General features: G+C 75.7%; 17 protein-coding genes. 11 read left to right on the top strand and 6 right to left on the bottom strand.

Going from position 1 to position 16,626, the window contains the following annotated elements:
• Positions 1-121: 121 nt before the first annotated feature.
• Positions 122-925 (bottom strand): hypothetical protein, encoded by an 804-nt coding sequence (locus OOK41_RS03270; RefSeq protein WP_266262915.1) that lies wholly within the window; start codon positions 923-925, stop codon positions 122-124.
• Between the two features lie 84 nt (positions 926-1,009).
• Between OOK41_RS03270 and OOK41_RS03275 the strand changes: the two genes are divergently transcribed.
• The gene (locus OOK41_RS03275) at positions 1,010-1,540 is read left to right on the top strand and encodes a peptidylprolyl isomerase (protein WP_117668249.1); all 531 of its coding nucleotides are present in this window, start codon (positions 1,010-1,012) and stop codon (positions 1,538-1,540) included.
• Between the two features lie 64 nt (positions 1,541-1,604).
• The gene (locus OOK41_RS03280; protein WP_117668250.1) at positions 1,605-2,516 is read left to right on the top strand and encodes a rhomboid family intramembrane serine protease; all 912 of its coding nucleotides are present in this window, start codon (positions 1,605-1,607) and stop codon (positions 2,514-2,516) included.
• A gap of 138 nt (positions 2,517-2,654) precedes the next feature.
• Here OOK41_RS03280 and OOK41_RS03285 read toward each other — a convergent pair whose 3' ends face one another.
• Positions 2,655-3,104, bottom strand: a complete 450-nt coding sequence (locus OOK41_RS03285; protein WP_117668251.1) for a PH domain-containing protein — start codon at positions 3,102-3,104, stop codon at positions 2,655-2,657.
• Between the two features lie 115 nt (positions 3,105-3,219).
• Here OOK41_RS03285 and OOK41_RS03290 point away from each other — a divergent pair, with 115 nt between their 5' ends.
• The 7 genes from OOK41_RS03290 (at position 3,220) to OOK41_RS03320 (ending at position 10,356) form a co-directional block, all read left to right on the top strand.
• Positions 3,220-4,392: an acetyl-CoA C-acyltransferase gene (locus tag OOK41_RS03290; protein WP_117668252.1), complete on the top strand. Its 1,173-nt coding sequence runs from the start codon at positions 3,220-3,222 to the stop codon at positions 4,390-4,392.
• Between the two features lie 123 nt (positions 4,393-4,515).
• Entirely contained in the window at positions 4,516-5,508 is a 993-nt protein-coding gene (locus OOK41_RS03295; protein ID WP_266262916.1) for an aminoglycoside phosphotransferase family protein, read from the top strand.
• Between the two features lie 84 nt (positions 5,509-5,592).
• On the top strand, positions 5,593-6,561 hold the full coding sequence (locus OOK41_RS03300) for a DUF2332 domain-containing protein (RefSeq protein ID WP_266262917.1): 969 nt from the start codon (positions 5,593-5,595) through the stop codon (positions 6,559-6,561).
• Positions 6,562-6,860: 299 nt separating this feature from the next.
• Positions 6,861-7,370, top strand: a complete 510-nt coding sequence (locus OOK41_RS03305; RefSeq protein WP_117668255.1) for a hypothetical protein — start codon at positions 6,861-6,863, stop codon at positions 7,368-7,370.
• Positions 7,371-7,438: 68 nt separating this feature from the next.
• Positions 7,439-8,134 carry a response regulator transcription factor gene (locus OOK41_RS03310; RefSeq protein ID WP_266262918.1) on the top strand — a complete coding sequence of 232 codons (696 nt, stop codon included), beginning with the start codon at positions 7,439-7,441 and terminating at the stop codon, positions 8,132-8,134.
• The gene (locus OOK41_RS03315; RefSeq protein ID WP_266262919.1) at positions 8,127-9,704 is read left to right on the top strand and encodes a sensor histidine kinase KdpD; all 1,578 of its coding nucleotides are present in this window, start codon (positions 8,127-8,129) and stop codon (positions 9,702-9,704) included. The genes OOK41_RS03310 and OOK41_RS03315 overlap by 8 nt, the downstream gene beginning before the upstream one ends.
• A gap of 61 nt (positions 9,705-9,765) precedes the next feature.
• Entirely contained in the window at positions 9,766-10,356 is a 591-nt protein-coding gene (locus OOK41_RS03320) for a hypothetical protein (protein WP_266262920.1), read from the top strand.
• 59 nt (positions 10,357-10,415) lie between these two features.
• Here the strand turns inward: OOK41_RS03320 and OOK41_RS03325 are convergent, their stop codons facing one another.
• Positions 10,416-12,599: a hypothetical protein gene (locus OOK41_RS03325; protein WP_266262921.1), complete on the bottom strand. Its 2,184-nt coding sequence runs from the start codon at positions 12,597-12,599 to the stop codon at positions 10,416-10,418.
• Positions 12,600-12,722: 123 nt separating this feature from the next.
• On the opposite strand from OOK41_RS03325, the gene OOK41_RS03330 reads away from it, so the two are divergent.
• Entirely contained in the window at positions 12,723-13,430 is a 708-nt protein-coding gene (locus OOK41_RS03330) for a glycosyltransferase family 2 protein (RefSeq protein WP_117668259.1), read from the top strand.
• Between the two features lie 6 nt (positions 13,431-13,436).
• Here the strand turns inward: OOK41_RS03330 and OOK41_RS03335 are convergent, their stop codons facing one another.
• A complete protein-coding gene (locus tag OOK41_RS03335; protein WP_266267722.1) occupies positions 13,437-14,324 on the bottom strand; it encodes a transketolase family protein in 888 nt (295 codons plus the stop codon).
• An 11-nt stretch (positions 14,325-14,335) separates the two neighbouring features.
• Entirely contained in the window at positions 14,336-15,049 is a 714-nt protein-coding gene (locus OOK41_RS03340; RefSeq protein ID WP_117668260.1) for a transketolase, read from the bottom strand.
• Between the two features lie 46 nt (positions 15,050-15,095).
• Here OOK41_RS03340 and soxR point away from each other — a divergent pair, with 46 nt between their 5' ends.
• Positions 15,096-15,581 (top strand): redox-sensitive transcriptional activator SoxR, encoded by a 486-nt coding sequence (gene soxR, locus OOK41_RS03345; RefSeq protein WP_266262922.1) that lies wholly within the window; start codon positions 15,096-15,098, stop codon positions 15,579-15,581.
• Here the strand turns inward: soxR and OOK41_RS03350 are convergent.
• The gene (locus OOK41_RS03350; RefSeq protein ID WP_266262923.1) at positions 15,568-16,545 is read right to left on the bottom strand and encodes an NAD(P)H-quinone oxidoreductase; all 978 of its coding nucleotides are present in this window, start codon (positions 16,543-16,545) and stop codon (positions 15,568-15,570) included. The two genes, soxR and OOK41_RS03350, sit on opposite strands and share 14 nt — an antisense overlap.
• Positions 16,546-16,626 lie beyond the last annotated feature (81 nt).

Here is a 16,626-nt window from a genome sequence, read left to right on the forward strand (position 1 = left end):
CCCCGTCGTTCGCCGACGCCGCTCGTCGCGGCTGCGGGGTCGGCGGACCGGACGGCGCCGGAACGCCCGAGGCGCGGGACGACGGGGGTCGTCGCCGCGCCGCGGGCGAGGGCAGGCGGGGTCAGCGACGGCTGCCGGACCGCGCGGTCTTCTCCTTGCCGAGGGCCGTGGTGAGGTCGTCGGCGGGCCGGCCCGAGACGTCCCGGGCGCCCTCGGCGACCGAGGGCACCTTGTCGTTCGGCTGGATCACCGGCTGGGTGCCCGGGGCGCTGGTGGCGGCGCTGTTGCCGTCGGCCCCGGTCGGCCCGCCGGGCCGGGTGGACGAGTCGGTCGGCTTCGCGCCGTTCGCCGAAGGGGTCTCCACGATCAGGGTGTCCACCTCGTCGCGCGCCGGCTCCACGGTCTGGGCCGGCTCGTACTCGGTCCACTCCTGCTGCTCCCGGCGGCGGCGCAGGGCCATCGCGCCGGCCAGGCCGGCGACGGTGCCGGCGGCCAGCAGGCCGACCATCATCCCGCCCGACGTCTTCTTCTGCTTCCGCCGCGCGGCCTTCAGGTTCTTCGCCCTGGCCTTCTTGCTCAGCGCGGCCTTCCGCCCGGCGGCGGCCTTGCTGCCGGCGATGGCCTTGCCGGCCGCCTCGGCCTGCACGTTGCGCACGGCCAGGGCCAGCGGCGCCAGGGCTGCGGCCGTCGACGCGAGACCGCTCGCCGCCCGGTCCCGCACCACGAGGGCGGTCGGTGCGACGGCGCCCCGGGCCGCCTGGACCCGCGGGCCCACCGTGGCGCCGGCGCCCCTCGCCGCGTGCGTGGCGGCCTGCTTCAGGTGACCGATGCCCTGGTTCAGCTCGACCTTGGCCAACTGTCCCTGGGTCCTACGCCGCCCGATTCCAAACACGGTCCCACCTCCTGGGAGTTGTTCCTTCGTCATCCTCCACCTTCGGATGCCTCCGCACTGCCAGATCGGGCACATGGGAGGATCCGCATGGAACTGACCAACGAGTGAGGAGTACCCGTGGCCGAGGCTGTCTACGCCACCTTGCACACCAACGCTGGCCCGATCCGGCTGGAGCTCTTCCCCAACCACGCTCCGAAGACGGTCCGCAACTTCGTGGACCTGGCCGAGGGCAACAAGGAATACACCGACCCGCGTACGGGTCAGCCGGGCAGCGGGCCGTACTACGACGGCACGATCTCGCACCGGGTGATCAGCGGCTTCATGGTCCAGATGGGCGACCCGACCGGCACCGGGCGCGGCGGCCCGGGCTACAAGTTCGGTGACGAGTTTCACCCCGAGCTGCGCTTCGACCGGCCCTACCTGCTCGCCATGGCCAACGCCGGGCCGGGCACCAACGGCTCGCAGTTCTTCATCACCGTCGGGCCGACCCCGCACCTGAACAACCGGCACACCATCTTCGGCCAGGTGGCCGACGAGGCGTCGGCGAAGGTCGTCGACTCGATCGCCAACACCCCGACCGGCCCGAGCGACCGCCCGCTCTCCGACGTGGTCATCGAGCGGGTCGAGATCGAGCGCACCCCGGCCTGACCCGGGCGCGAGGTACCTTTGCTCGCATGACTGAGCGCCCCGCCGGCACCGGGAGGCAGCAGCCGTGAGTGAGTCCCCGCCGACCACCCCGATCTGCTACCGGCACCCCGGCCGGGAGACGTACGTCCGGTGCACCCGTTGCGACCGGCCGATCTGCCCGGACTGCATGCGGGCGGCCTCGGTCGGGCACCAGTGCCCCGAGTGCGTGAACGAGGGACGCCGTAGCGTGCGGCCGGCGCGTACCGCCTTCGGCGGCGGTACCGTCGGCCGCCACGGCTACGTCACCAAGGCCATCCTCGCGCTGAACGTGCTGCTCATGGTCCTGTCCATCGCCTCCGACCGGGGCGGGGACGCGGTGGCGGGCGGTTCCGGCTTCGGCGGCCTGATGGGCGGCAGCACGCCACTGACCGACTGGGGCTCGGTGCTCGGCCAGGCCCTGTTCGCCGACGGCAGCGTGCACGGCATCGCCCAGGGCGAGTGGTACCGGCTGGTCACCGCGATGTTCCTGCACTACGGCGTGCTGCACCTGCTGCTGAACATGTGGGCGCTGTGGGTGCTCGGCCGGTCGCTGGAGGCCAACCTCGGGCCGCTGCGCTTCCTCTCCCTCTACCTGGTCGCCGGGCTCGGCGGGAACGTGGCCGCCTACCTGTTCAGCGCCGAGAACGCCACCACCGCCGGCGCGTCCACCGCGATCTTCGGCCTGTTCGCCGCGTTGATCGTGATCGAACGCCGGATGGGGCGGGACATCTCCTCGGTGCTCCCGGTCCTGGTGATCAACCTGGTCTTCACCCTGACCGTGCCGGGCATCTCCATCCCGGGCCACCTCGGCGGGCTGGTGACCGGCGGGGCGATGGCCCTGCTGCTGGCGTACGCGCCCCGGTCCCGGCGCGGGCTGTTCCAGGCCGCCGGCACCGTGCTGGTGCTGGTGGCGCTGATCGGGCTCGCGGTCGTCCGCACGGCGACGCTCGCGGGCTGACCCCCGCCGGGCCGGTCGGGGCCCGCCCATGATCGGCTTTGGGTGCGGTACAAGGTGGCCTCACGACGGCGGGAAGCCGCGTCGTGTCGTACACCGTGCCGCCCCGACGGTGGCTCGGTGCCCGTGGCGTGCAGTCAGTCAGGACGGCTCGGTCCGGGCGGCGCGCAGCGTCTCGGCCACCTCGGCGGGCGGGGCGTCCAGGTCGTACCGGCCGAACAGGTGCAGCGAGTCGCCCGCGTCGATCTCCAGGATCTCGGTGGCCAGCCCGAGCCGGGGCCGGCGGTCGACCGTGATCGCCTCGACGGCGTCCCAGGGGAGCCGGCGCCGGCCGGCGAGGCCCCGGACCACCGTGATCCCCGCCGGGTCGACGGCGAGCCGCACCGGCACCAGCAGGTCGCGCGCCGCCCACCCGGCCAGCCCGACGGCGGTCGCCACGGCCAGCACCAGCCGCACCCGGTCGCCGTCGACGAAGACCAGCCCGAGCCCGACCAGCGCCGCCGCGCCGACCAGCTTGACCACCGGCACCCCGGTGGGCACCCGCCACTGCCGCACCGCCGCCGACGACTCCGGGCTCCGCTCTGGCCGCATGCGTACAGCATGCCCTGCCGGGACCGCTCCGGCCTGCCGCCACCGGCCGACGTGGGGGACGGCCGGCCGGGACAGGACGTAGTATCGAGGCCTGCCAGGTTACCGGGGAGTAAATATGAGTGACGCGGTCATCGTCGGTGCGGTACGGACCCCGGTCGGGCGGCGCAAGGGCAGCCTGGCCACCGTGCACCCGGTCGACCTCTCGGCCCACGTGCTGCGCGCGCTGGCCGAGCGCACCGGGATCGACCCCGAGCAGGTCGACGACGTCGTCTGGGGCTGCGTGTCCCAGGTCGGCGAGCAGTCGTGGAACGTCGCCCGCAACGGCGTGCTCGCCGCCGGCTGGCCGGAGTCGGTTCCCGGCACCACGCTGGACCGGCAGTGCGGGTCCAGCCAGCAGGCCCTGCACTTCGCCGCCGCCGCCGTCGCGTCCGGCCAGGCCGAACTGGTGGTGGCCGGCGGCGTCGAGTCGATGACCCGGGTGCCGATGGGCTCCAGCGTCGGCGACGGCTCACCGTTCAGCGACCAGATCCGCGACCGCTACCGGGGGGTCGAGGGCTTCGCCGACGACTCCCCGCTGCCGTTCAACCAGGGCGCCGGCGCCGAGCTGATCGCCGCCCGCTGGCGCTTCTCCCGCGCCCAGCTCGACGAGTTCGCCCTGGCCAGCCACGAGAAGGCCGCCGCCGCGCAGGACGCCGGGGCGTTCGATCCCGAGTTGGCCCCGGTGGTCCTGCCCGACGGCGGCAAGTTCGCCGCCGACGAGGGCATCCGCCGGGACACCACATTGGCGAAGCTCGGCGAGCTGAAGACCCCGTTCCGGTCCGACGGCGTGGTCACCGCCGGCTCGGCGTCCCAGATCTCCGACGGCGCCGCCGCGCTCGCCGTCACCACTGCCGAGTGGGCCGGCCGGCACGGCCTGCGTCCGTTGGCCCGGGTGCACACCGCCGTGGTCGCCGCCGACGACCCGGTCGCCATGCTCACCGCCCCCATCCCGGCCACCGCGAAGGCGCTGCGCCGCGCGGGGCTGGGCATCGAGGAGATCGGCGTGTACGAGGTGAACGAGGCGTTCGCCCCGGTCCCGCTGGCCTGGCTGGCCGAGACGGAGGCCGACCCGGAGCGGCTGAACCCGCGCGGCGGCGCGATCGCCCTGGGGCACCCGCTCGGCGCCTCCGGAGCCCGGATCATGACCACGATGCTCCAGCACATGCGGGACAACGGCATCCGCTACGGCCTCCAGACCATGTGCGAGGGCGGCGGCATGGCCAACGCCACCATCGTCGAGCTGCTCTGACCGTCCCCGCCGGCCGGAGGCGTCCCGCCCCACCCCGGCCGGCACCGGGCGGGCGGCCTCCGACCCGGTCGGGCGGCGGAAACCCCCTCGCCCCGCCCCGACGCGGCTCATAGTCTGCCCACTGTGACCGCCTCCTCGACGCCGCTCGCCGACTGGTCCGACCAGCGGTGGCAGGATCTGGCCCACGACTGGGCCGCCGACCACCTCGGCAGGGCCGGCCGCCGGATCACCGGCCCGGTGCAGAGCCGGCTGCGGCCCTGGTCGCTGGTCTGGCGGCTGCCCACCGACGCCGGCCCGTACTGGTTCAAGGCAGTCAACGCCGGCACCCGCTTCGAGGCGGGGCTGCTCGGCGCGCTGGCCCGGATCGCCCCGGGGCGCGTGCCCGAGCCGGTGGCGGTGGACGCCGAGCGGGGCTGGACGCTGCTGCCCGACGGTGGGGAGTCCCTGCGGGACAGCCTGGCCCGGGAGCGCGACCCGGCCGCCTGGGAACGGGTCCTGACCGGGTACGCCGCGCTCCAGCGCGCGACCGTGCCCCGGGCCGGCGAGCTGCTGGCCCTCGGCGTGCCGGACCACCGCCCGGAGGCGATGCCGGGCCTGCTCGCCGAGCTGCTCGACGACCGCGAGGCGATGCGCGTCGGCGCCCCGGACGGTCTGACCCCGCAGACGTACGAGCGGCTGCGGGCGTTCCTGCCGGAGTTCGCGGCGCGCTGCCGCCGGCTCGCCTCGTTCGGCGTCCCGGCCGGCGTGCAGCACGACGACCTGCACGACGGCAACGTCTTCGCGGCCGACCACCGCGTCTTCGACTGGGGCGACGCCTCGGTGGCCCATCCCTTCGGCACCCTCCTGGTGACGCTGAACTCGGTGGCGGGCACCTTCGAGCTGCCGGCCGGTGACCCGATGCTGGCCCGGCTGCGGGACGCGTACCTCGACGCCTGGACCGACCGGCACGACCTGGCCGACCTGCGGGAGGCGGCCGGCCTCGCGGTCACCGTGGCCAAGGTCAGCCGGTCGCTGTCCTGGCGGCGGGCCCTGTCCACCCCGGACCCGGCCCGCGCCGGCTACGCCGAGGCGGTCCCCGGCTGGCTCGCCGAGCTGTTCGAGCCGGACAGGCTGTAGGCGGGACCGGGCCGGACAGGCCGGGGCCGGGAAACGTGGTGCCGGTCATGGCGGTGCCGGTGCGTCTCGGGCGAGGCTGCCGGCATGGACACGGCGCGGTGGTACCGGGCGTTCGGCGAGCGCGAGGCCCGGGGCGAGACCCCCACGTACGAGCGGCTGGCCCTCGCCGTCGCCGGTGACCCCGGGCTGCTCGCCCTCCTCGACGGCCTGCCCGAGCCGAAGCGGCAGCCCAACCTGATCTTCGGCGCCGTACGCCACCTCGGCGGCCCGGTCGACGACCCGGCGGCGTTCCGGCGTTGGACGGCCGACCACTGGGCCGAGGTGGCGGCGACCGTGCGGGCGCGACGGACCCAGACCAACGAGGCCGCCCGGTGCGCGGTGCTGCTGCCGCTGCTGGCCCGGCTGCCGCAGCCCCTGGCCCTGCTGGAGGTGGGCGCGTCCGCCGGACTCTGCCTGTACCCCGACGCCTACCGGTACCGCTACGTCCGCCCAGGGGCGGACGACCACCTGGTCGGCCCGGCCGGGAGCGCGGTGCGGCTCACCTGTGCGGTGGCGGGCGACGTCCGGCTGCCCGGCCGGGTGCCGGAGGTGGTGTGGCGGGCCGGGCTCGACCTCAACCCGCTGGACGTCACCGACCCGGACGACCTGGGCTGGCTCACCGCCCTGGTCTGGCCCGAGCAGCACGGGCGGCGGGACCGGCTGACCGCCGCCGCCCGGGTCGCCCGCGCCGACCCGCCCCTGCTGCGCCGGGGGGACCTGCTCACCGACCTGCCGGCGCTGGCCGCCGCCGCGCCACCGGAGGCCACCCTCGTGGTTTTCCACAGTGCCGTCCTGGCCTACGTGCCGCCCGTGGCCCGCACCGGGTTCGCCCGAACCGTCGCCGGGCTGCCTGGGCACTGGATCGCCAACGAGGCGGCGGGGGTGCTGCCGGCGCCCGCCGACTCCCCCGCGCCCCCGCCCGGCGAGGCCACCCGCTTCCTGCTCTCCCTCGATGGCCGTCCGGTCGCCTGGGCCGGTCCGCACGGCCAGTCCCTGCACGGGCTCACCGGCTGAGTCGCCGTCCGATCTCGACAAGGCCACCGACGGCCCGGAGCAATCGGGGCTCCGGTGCTGCGCGAGGACCGTCGGCCGCCCGCCGGCTCTCTTCTGCACGGGGAAGATCGGGGACACGTGACGAACAGCTTCTCTGTGCCCGGGTTCGGGCGCGGCGTCCGGCGGGCCCTGGCCGCCACGGCAGCCGCGGTGCTCGGCCCCGTCCGCCGCCGCACACCGGGTGCGACACCGGGACGTGGAAGTTCCGCAAGTTCGGCGTGACCCATATCACGCCGCCGCCCGCCGTCGTTGGGCAGGGCATGGACGTCTTCTCCCGAACGTTCCTGCCCGCCGCCGCCGACACCGGGCTGGCGGCGCAGACCGTAAGCCGGCACATGCCGATCTTCCGCCGCTGCGTCGGCGGCGGCGACGCCACCATCCTGGTGACCCGGTGCAGCCGGCCGCAGCGTCCGATCGGCGAGTACCTTTTGCTGCTCACCCACCGACGCCTCGTCGTCATCCGGCAGACCCGGGTGCTGCACCGCCTGTGCCTGCACCTCAACGCCGAACTGCGCGAGCTGAGTGACGTCACCTGGAGCCCGGACCCCCGGCTGCCCGCCGTCGAGCTGGCCGCCACCGCCATCGACGGCGTGCGGGAGAGGTTCGTCATCCGGCCCCAGCACCCGAGGCAGGTGTGGCAGCTCGACGCCCTGCTGCACCACGCGTTCCGCACCCGGCTGCGGACGGCCCGGGAACGGGTCGTGGCCACCATCAGCGACGCCCCGGCCGCAGCCCGCCCCACCACGTTGCGGCCCGTGGTGGTCCGCTGAGCGGTTCCTTACCCGATTCGAACACGGCCCGGCGCACCCCGGCCGCGAGGTTCGGCAATCATGGGCCGGTGACCGTCGACGCACCGCAACGCGGGCTCGTCCTCGTGGTCGAGGACGAGCCGGCCATCGCCGACCTGGTCCGGCTCTACTTGACCCGGGACGGCTTCGGCGTACACCTGGAACGGGACGGCACCGCCGGGCTGGCCGCCGCGCGCCGGCTGCGCCCGGTGGTCTGCGTCCTCGACATCGCCCTGCCCGGCCTGGCCGGAACCGAGATCTGCCGGCGGCTGCGCGAGGCCGGCGACTGGACGCCGGTCATCTTCCTCACCGCGCGCGACGACGAGGTGGACCGGATCGTCGGCCTGGAACTCGGCGCGGACGACTACGTGACCAAGCCGTTCAGCCCGCGCGAGCTGGTCGCCCGGGTCCGTGCGGTGCTGCGCCGCGCGGCCGGTGCCCCCGGGGTCGACGAGCGGGCCCGCACGGTCGGCCCGGTGACCCTCGACCCGGCCCGCCGCACGGTGACCGTGGCCGGTGCCCCGGTGCAGCTCACCTCCACCGAGTTCGACCTGCTCGCCTACCTGATGGCCCGGCCCGGCCGGGTCTTCACCCGGGAGGAGTTGCTGGCCAGCGTCTGGGGGTACGCCGTGCACGCCGGCACCCGCACGGTCGACGTGCACGTGGCGCAGGTCCGGGCCAAGCTGGGCGGGGCGGCCGGGGTGATCCGCACCCACCGGGGCGTCGGGTACGCAGCCGATGGTTGACCTCCCGCCGGCCGGCGACCGCCCCTCGCCGGCCCCGCCGCCCGAGGTCGGCCCGCGCCGGCCGCCGCCCGGCGGACTCTCCGCTTCGCCGTCCGGCGGCCTCCCCGCCCCGCCGCCGGTGTCCGCCTCGGCCCAGCCGACCGTCGCGCTGCCGGTGATCGGCCCCCGGCCCGTGCCGCCGCCGCGCCGCCGCCCGGGCCGTACCCTCACCGCCCGCGCGGTGCTGGTCACCTGTGCGGTGGCCCTGGTCTCGGTGCTGGTCACCGCTCTGGTCGCGGTGCCGCTCGCGGTGCGCGGGGTGGAACGGCGCGACCAGGACGCCCTCGCCGCGCAGGCCCGGCTCGCCGCCGACGTGCTGCGCGTCCGGCTGCCCCGGCAGCGGGACATGGCGGGCGACCGGCTGATCCGCCAGCTCCGCGAGCAGGACATCGACGTGTACGTCATCCGCGCCGGCACGGTCGACCGGGCCGGCCTGCCCCGCCAGTTGGTGAACCGGGTCGCCGAGGGCCGCAACGTCTCCGGCCGGCGGCTGGTGGCGGGAAAGCGGGCCCTGGTCGAGGGCCGGCCGCTGCCCGGCGGGGACGGCGTGGTGCTGACCAGGCCGGCCACCCCGGGGCTGTGGGGGCGGGTGCTGCTGACCCTGTGGCTGCCGCTGCTCGCCGGCCTCGCCGCCGGGCTGGGCGCCGGGATGCTGCTGGCCCGCCGGCTGGCCCGGCCGATCCGCACCGCCGCCACCGCCGCCGCCCGGCTCAGCGCCGGGGACCGGGCGGTCCGGGTGCCGGTGGAGTCACCCGAGGAGGTCGCCGAGCTGGCGCGGGCCCTCAACGCGCTGGCCGCCGCGCTGGCCACCAGCGAGGGCCGGCAGCGGGAGTTCCTGTTGTCCGTCTCGCACGAGCTGCGCACCCCGCTGACGGCCATCCGCGGGTACGCCGAGGCGCTGGCCGACGGGGTGGTCGGCGCGGACGACGCGCCGGAGACCGGGCGGACCATGCTGGCCGAGGCCGAGCACCTGGACCGGCTGGTCCGCGACCTGCTCGCCCTGGCCCGGCTGGAGGCCGCCGACTTCCCCCTCGAACCGGTGCCGGTGGACCTGACCCGGCTGGCCGCCGACGCGGAACGCACCTGGGCCGACCGCTGCGCGGCGGTCGGGGTGGCGTTCCGCGTGGAGATCCCCGACGGGGCGGTGCCGGCGTACACCGATCCGGGGCGGATCCGGCAGGTGGTCGACGGGCTGCTGGAGAACGCGCTGCGGGTCGTACCGCCGGGGGCACCGGTGGTGCTCGCGGCGCGGCCGGCCGGGCCGGACCCGGCGGCCGGCGGGGTGCTGGAGGTGCGCGACGGCGGGCCGGGCTTCACCGACGACGACCTCGCCGTGGCCTTCGAACGCGGCGCGCTGCACGAGCGCTACCGGGGGGTGCGCAAGGTCGGCAGCGGCCTCGGGCTGGCGCTCGCCGCCGGACTGGTCCGCCGGCTGGGCGGGGAGATCGCCGTCGGGCACGCCGCCGAGGGCGGGGCGGCGTTCGCCGTGTGGCTGCCGGCCGACCCTTACCTGATCCGAACAGCACGCTGACCCGGCCTGATCCGGGGCGGGGGAGGCTGATGCCCACACCGACGAGAGGGAGACCGGAACAATGGCACGTCAGGGATTCGCCGCCACCACCGCGCTGCTCGCGGCCGTGGCGTTGGGCGTCGCGGGCTGCGGACCGGCCCAGGTGACGCAGGACGCGGCCAGGGAGGTCACCGTCGACGTGGCCGCGGCGATGGGCGCGGAGGGCCAGGCCCTCGCCGCGCTGGGCGTCGACCCCGGGGACCTGGACCTCGCACCCGTCGCCGCCCCGTCGCCGTCGGCCGCGTCCTCCTCCCCCGAGGCCGGAGAGAAGGGCCGGCGCGGCGAGCGGGCCGAGGAGTGGCGCAAGCGCCGGCAGGCCCGGGTGCTGCTGCGGAAGAACACCCTGCACGGCGAGGTCGTGGTCCGGACGAAGGACGGCGGCACGCGGACGGTCGCGGTGCAGCGCGGCGAGGTGACCGCGGTCGACGGCGCGAAGATGACCGTGCGGTCCACCGACGGCTTCACGATGACCTGGACCTTCGGCGACGACCTGCGGGTGGTCGAGCGGCGGACGACGATCCAGCCCGAGGCGGTCCGGCCTGGCGTCACGGTCGGCGTGGCCGGCGCCCGGGCCGGCGACACCGCCACCGCCCGCCTCGTCCTGATCAGGTGAGAAGGCTCAGCAGCATCAGATAGACGGACAGCATCAGGGGCTCAGCGTCACGAAGGGGCTCAGCGGCCGGGCGGGAGGGCGTAGCCGACGTAGCCCAACCAGGTCAGCTTCCAGCCGGGCGGCACGCGCTTCCCGCACACCGTTCGGCTGCCGGTGCAGACGATCGCGTCCGTCGACGCCGGGTCGGCCGGCGGGCGGTCCGGCAGCACCGACTCCAGCGCCACCAGCTCGGGCGGGTGGCCGTCGGCGTCGCGCAGCAGCAGCCACCACGGGTACTCCCAGTTGTCGTTCTGCTGCACCAGCCCGATCCGCCGGGCCCCGGAGGCCCGTACCGCGTCGGCGGCCCCGCGGAACTCGTCCGCCCACTGCGGCCGGCGCAGGAAGCGGGTGTCCCACTCCGAGGTGGTGAACACCGACCCGGCGCCGACCAGCCGGCGCGGGAAGCCGTACGACAGGGCGAGGACCCCGGCCAGCGCGGAGGCGGCCAGCACCGTGACCGCCAGGCCGGCGGCCACCGACCGCCGGCGGGCCGGCGCGAGCCGTCGGCGGAACAGCGCGTCCAGCCACAGGCCGGCCAGCGGGGCCGCCAGGACCAGGGCGTACAGCAGCAGCCGGTTCCCCCACGGCTGCCACTTGATCATCGCCGTGTGCAGCAGAACGGCGGCCACCACCACGACGGCGTACGCCCGCAGCGCGCCGGCCGTGGCCGGGGCGACCCGGGCCGGCCGGGCCAGCGCCAGCACCGCCCCGACCAGCGCGAGCGCGCCGGCCAGCGGGAACGCCACCCGGTCCTCGTCCGGGTACCACGCCGGCACCGGGAAGACCTCCCGGCCGAAGGTGATGGCCCGGTCCTGCGGGTCCACCCCGATCGCGCGGGCCCCCGCCATGATCGCCTCGGCCGTGCCGGCGCGGACCGGAGCGAGCGGCGTGTCCAGCGCGGTGTGCCCGATGCGCAGCGCGTTCACCAGGACCGACGCCGGGTCGTGTCGCTCCATCGGGATCGACTCGCGCAGCCGGGGCGGCCCCAGCGGGTGACCGAACTCGGCCTGCACCCGGGCCAGGAACGGCCCGACCACGACCAGGGCGACCAGCAGCACCAGCAGTGATCCGGCCACGGTCCGGGCCACCCCGGCCGCCCGGGACGGTTGCGCCGGGCGGCCCGCGACGCCACCGCGCGACGCCGGCCCGGACGCCCCGGTCGTGGCCGCCGGGTGGCCCCCACCCTCGCCCGTCCCCGCACCGCCGGCCGCCCCGACGCCGATCAGCACCGGCCGGCCCGGGGCGCCGCCGGCTGCCCGCCCCGGGCCGTACGCCAGCCGGAGCTGGCCGATGCCCCAGAGCAGCAGCAGCGGGCCGACCCCGACCAGCCCGCTGGTCTTCGTCACCGCGGTCAGCCCGGTCGCCGCGCCGAGCAGCAGCAGCGAGCCGGCCCCGGCCCGCCGGCGCAGCCCGTCCAGCGCCAGGGTCGCCACGCAGGCCACCCAGGCGGCGCAGACCAGGTCGGTCTGGGTGCTGGTGGCCTGGAGCGCCACCATGGGGGTGGTGGCCAGCACGAACGCGGTGAGCAGTTGGGCTCGCCGCCCCCCGCCGAGCTGGGCGGCGATCTGGGCGGCGACCAGCAGGCAGCCCACCCCGGCGGCCCACTGGACCAGGTTGTGCAGCGCGTCACCGCCGGTGAACAGCCGCAGGTGCAGCAGCAGGTACTCCGCGCCGGGCGGGATGGTCACCTGCCGGTGGATCGCGGTGGGCCAGAACTCCAGGCCGCGCTGGGCCACCCAGTGCTCCACCTTCGGCAGGTGGTAGGTCTGCGAGTCGAAGTTGTTGGGCTCGGCCAGCAGCGCGATCAGCAGCTCCACCAGGACCAGTCCGCCGACCGTGCCGGCCAGCAGCCGCTCGGCGCGCCCCGCCGTACGCCACCGGCGGGCCAGCCCGGCGAGGCCGGCGCGGGCGGCGGCGGCCAGGTCCCCCCGCGCGCCGTCGCGGCGGCGTCGCCAGCCGGCGGCCCCGGCGGCGACGGCGAGGAAGAGCAGCCAGGCGACCGCGAAGGCGGGCAGGGTCAGCAGGCGCAGCGCGCCGAGCAGCTCCACCGCCAGCACCGCGAACGCGCCGGTGACCACGGCGGCCCGGACCACCGCCAGGCGCAACGGGGCGACCACGTCGGTCCCGCGCGGACGCAGCGCCACGGTGAGTGACAGGACGGCGGCGAGTGGGGCCGCCACGAGCAGGAAGCCGGCTGCCGACATGGCGCGAGTAAACACCATCAGGCTGGATCCGCGGACCCCGACGCCCGGCGGTGGTGAACACCGCCGCGCTGACCTGCCAGGCTAGGCTAGGGCCGACGTGTCGCCGCCACCGTGGAGATTCCCGTGAAGCTCTCGATCCTCATGCCGGTCTACAACGAGGAAGAACGCATCGCGGATGCCCTCAAGCAGGCGCTGGCGGTCGACTACCCGTGCGAGATCGAGCTGGTCGTGGTCGACGACGGCAGCCGCGACGGCACCGGCGAGATCCTCGGCCGCGCCGACGACGCGCGGCTGCGGGTGATCACCCACCAGCGTAACGCGGGCAAGGGCGCGGCCATCAGGACGGCGGTCGACAACGCCGACGGCGAGTACATGGTCATCCTCGACGCCGACCTGGAGTACGACCCGCAGGACATTCCCAAGCTGCTCGACCCGGTGCTCGACGGCCGCGCCGCAGTGGTCTACGGCAACCGCACCTTCGGCAGCCACAGCGCGTACAGCTTCTGGTACGTGATGGGCAACAAGGGCGTCACCATGGCGGCCAACGTGCTGTTCAACTCGTACATCGGCGACCTGGAGACCTGCTTCAAGCTGATGCCGGTCGCCCTCTACCGCTCCCTCGACGTCCGCTCCCGGGGCTTCGGCATGGAGGCCGAGGTGACCGGCAAGCTGCTGCGCCGGCGCATCCGCCCGTACGAGGTGCCGATCAGCTACCGGGCGCGGGGCCGCGAGGAGGGCAAGAAGATCACCTGGAAGGACGGCGTCGAGGCGATCTGGATCCTCGGCCGGGAGCGCACCCGCCGCCGTCCCGTCGACACCGGGCAGCGCTGACCCCGCTCAGCGCCCCGCAGCGAGGAAGTCGCTGACCGACCGGCGCAGGCCCGCCGCGTCCAGCCCGTGCCAGCGGGTGTGGTCGGCCGCGGAGCCGTACCGCCGCAGTTCCTCCCGGCCCACGCCGAGCGCGAGCAGCCGGTGCGGCCGGTCCGCCAGCGCGTCGCCGACCAGCCGGGCGGACGTCCCGGCCAGGTAGGGCTCCACCAGGATCACCTCGGTCCCCGCGAGGGCCCGCAGCCCGGCCGCGTCGAACGGTCGAGGCCGGTGGGTGTACGCGACCGTCACCCCCAGGCCGGCCACCGCCGCCACCGCCGCGTCCAGCACCGGCCCGACCGCCACCAGCAGCGGCGCACCCGGCCCCGCGTCCCGCAGCACGGCCAGCGAACCGTCCGTGCCGCGCGGCCGGTCGTTGCCCAGCGTCGACAGCCGCAGGTACGCCGGACCGTCCCCGGCCACCGTCGCGCGCAGCAGGGCGGGCACCTCGCCGGCGTGTCCGGGCACGTGCACGGTCCAGCCGGCCAGGGTGTCGATCAACGCGACGTCGGCCGGGGACAGGTGGGTCCGCCCGGCGGCGGCCCGGTCGTACGAGGCGCCGATGCCGACCAGCACCGCGCTCACGCCCTGGTGGTCCAGGTCCAGCTTGATCTGCTCGTACGCCCGCTCGACGAGGAACGGGGCGTAGCTGTGCACGATCGGTCGCAGCCCGGTCAGCGCGAGCCCGCCGGCCACCCCCATCATCAACTGCTCCCGGATGCCCACGTTGAGCACCCGGTCGGGGTGCCGTCCGGCGGCCGGGGCGAACGCCGCGGCCGAGATGTCGGCGAGCACCAGCGCGGTGCGCGGCTGCTCGCCCAGCAGCGCCGTGGTGGCGTCGACGAACGCCTCCCGCATCGTCGTCATGGTCATTCCCCCTCCCGGACAACCGCGACGACCACGTGCGGTCGGTTCCCGTCCTGCCCGGTGAGGGCGGCGTACAGGGCGTCGTGGTCGCGCCCGTCCACGGTCGCGGCGGTCCACCCGTTGACGGTGAACCGGGTAGCGATCCCACCGCACCAGCCGTGGCTGGCCGAGTCGTTGTCGATCACCACGGCGGTCAGGTTCGCCAGCCGGACCGCGCCCGCGTACGCGATCGCCTCGTGGTTGGACCCCTCGTCCAGCTCGGCGTCGCCGAGCAGGACGTACACCCGGGGGGTCGTCAGGCCCTGGGCCCGCAGCCCGAGCGCGGTGCCCGCGCCCAGGCCGAGGCCGTGGCCGAGCGAGCCGGAGCCGATCTCCACCCCGGGGACCAGCAGCCGGTCCGGGTGGTCGCCGAGCCGGCTGTCCGGGCCGCCCTGGTCGTCGAGCCAGTCGGCGGGCACGAAGCCCTTCGCGGCCAGCACGGCGTAGTAGCCGGCGACGGCATGCCCCTTGGAGAGCAGGAACCGGTCCCGGTCCGGGTCGTCGACGGTCGCCGGGGTGATCCGCAGCACCCGGTCGTAGAGCACCCGGAGGACGTCGAGGGTCGAGTACACGTTCGGGCCGAACTCCCGACCTGCGCGGACCCGCTCCAGCAGGGGCCCGAGCGGGGCGGGCGGGCCGGCTTCGGCGGCCCGCGTGGTGGCGGTCATGATGGTCATGCCGCTAGCCTGCAAGTTGAAGTCCACTTCAACTCAAGGCGACGTGATGCGGGATTCCCTGACCATCGGCCAGCTCGCCGCGCGCAGCGGCGTCGCGCCCTCGGCGCTTCGCTACTACGAGCGCCTCGGCCTGATCCGGGCCGACCGCACCGGCGGCAACCAGCGCCGGTACGCCCGCACCGAACTGCGCCGGGTGGCGTTCGTCCGGATCTCCCAGCAGGTCGGCATCTCGCTGGAGGAGATCCGCGACGCGCTGGACTCGCTGCCCGCCTCCCGCACCCCGACGGCCGACGACTGGGCGGAGCTGTCGACCGCGTGGCGGGCCCGGCTGAGCGAGAAGATCCGGCTGATGGCCAGGCTCCGCGACGACCTGGACGGCTGCATCGGCTGCGGCTGCCTGTCGTTGCAGCGCTGCACCCTCTACAACCCCGGGGACAGGCTGTCGGGCGAGGGTCCCGGTGCCCGGCTCATGCTGCCTCCCGCCGAGCAGTCCCCGCCCGCCGGGTGCGGAGCCGGGGTCACCCGAGGATGAGCAGCACCTTGCCGACGTGGTCGTTGGACTCGACCAGCCGGTGCGCCTCGGCGGCCTCGGGCATCGGCAGCCGCCGGTCGACGACCGGGCGGACCGCCCCGGCGGCCACCAGCGGCCAGACCTGCTCCCGCACGCCCGCGACGATCGCCGCCTTCTCCGCCAGCGGCCGGGACCGCAGCGCGGTGGCCGCCACCGAGGCCCGCTTCGCCAGCAGCGCGCCGAGGTCCAGCTCCGCCTTCCGGCCGCCCTGCATGCCGATCACCACGAGCCGGCCGCCGGTGGCCAGCGCGGCCACGTTCCGGGCCAGGTAGGAAGCGCCCATGATGTCGAGGACGACGTCCGCGCCCCGGCCGTCGGTGACCCGCCGGACCTCCTCGACGAAGTCCTGCTCCCGGTAGTCGATCGCGTGCGCGGCGCCCAGCTCGCGCAGCCGCTCGTGCTTGGCCGGCCGAGCGGTCACCACGACCGTCGCGCCGAGCGCCACGCCGAGCTGGACGGCGAACGTGCCGATCCCGCTGCCCCCGCCGTGCACCAGCAGCGTCTCGCCCGTGGTCAGCCCGGCGAGCTGGACCACGTTCGACCAGACCGTGCAGGCCACCTCCGGCAGCGCCGCCGCGTCGACGAGGTCGACGCCCGCCGGCACCGGCAGCAACTGCCCGGCGGGCACGGCCACCCGTTCGGCGTACCCGCCGCCGGCCAGCAGCGCGCAGACCTCCTGGCCGATCTCCCAGCCGGTCACGCCGGCGCCGACCGCGCCGACCACCCCCGAGCACTCCAACCCGGGGTACGCGGGCGCGCCCGGCGGCGGCGGATAGTGCCCCTGCCGTTGCAGCAGGTCGGCCCGGTTCACCGCGCTGGCCCGCACGTGCACGACCACCTCGCCGGGGCCGGGCTCGGGATCGGGCACCTCCGTCCAGACGAGTCCGTCGGGTCCGCCGGGCTCCGGGATCGTGATCGCGTGCATGGTCCAGTCTTACCCGACCCGGATCTCCGTCCACGCGCGGACCGGATATTGTCCACCGTCCCCTGCCGGGGGGCCGGTGGG

Source organism: Micromonospora sp. NBC_01655 (assembly GCF_026339755.1).
Taxonomy (GTDB): Bacteria; Actinomycetota; Actinomycetes; order Mycobacteriales; family Micromonosporaceae; genus Micromonospora.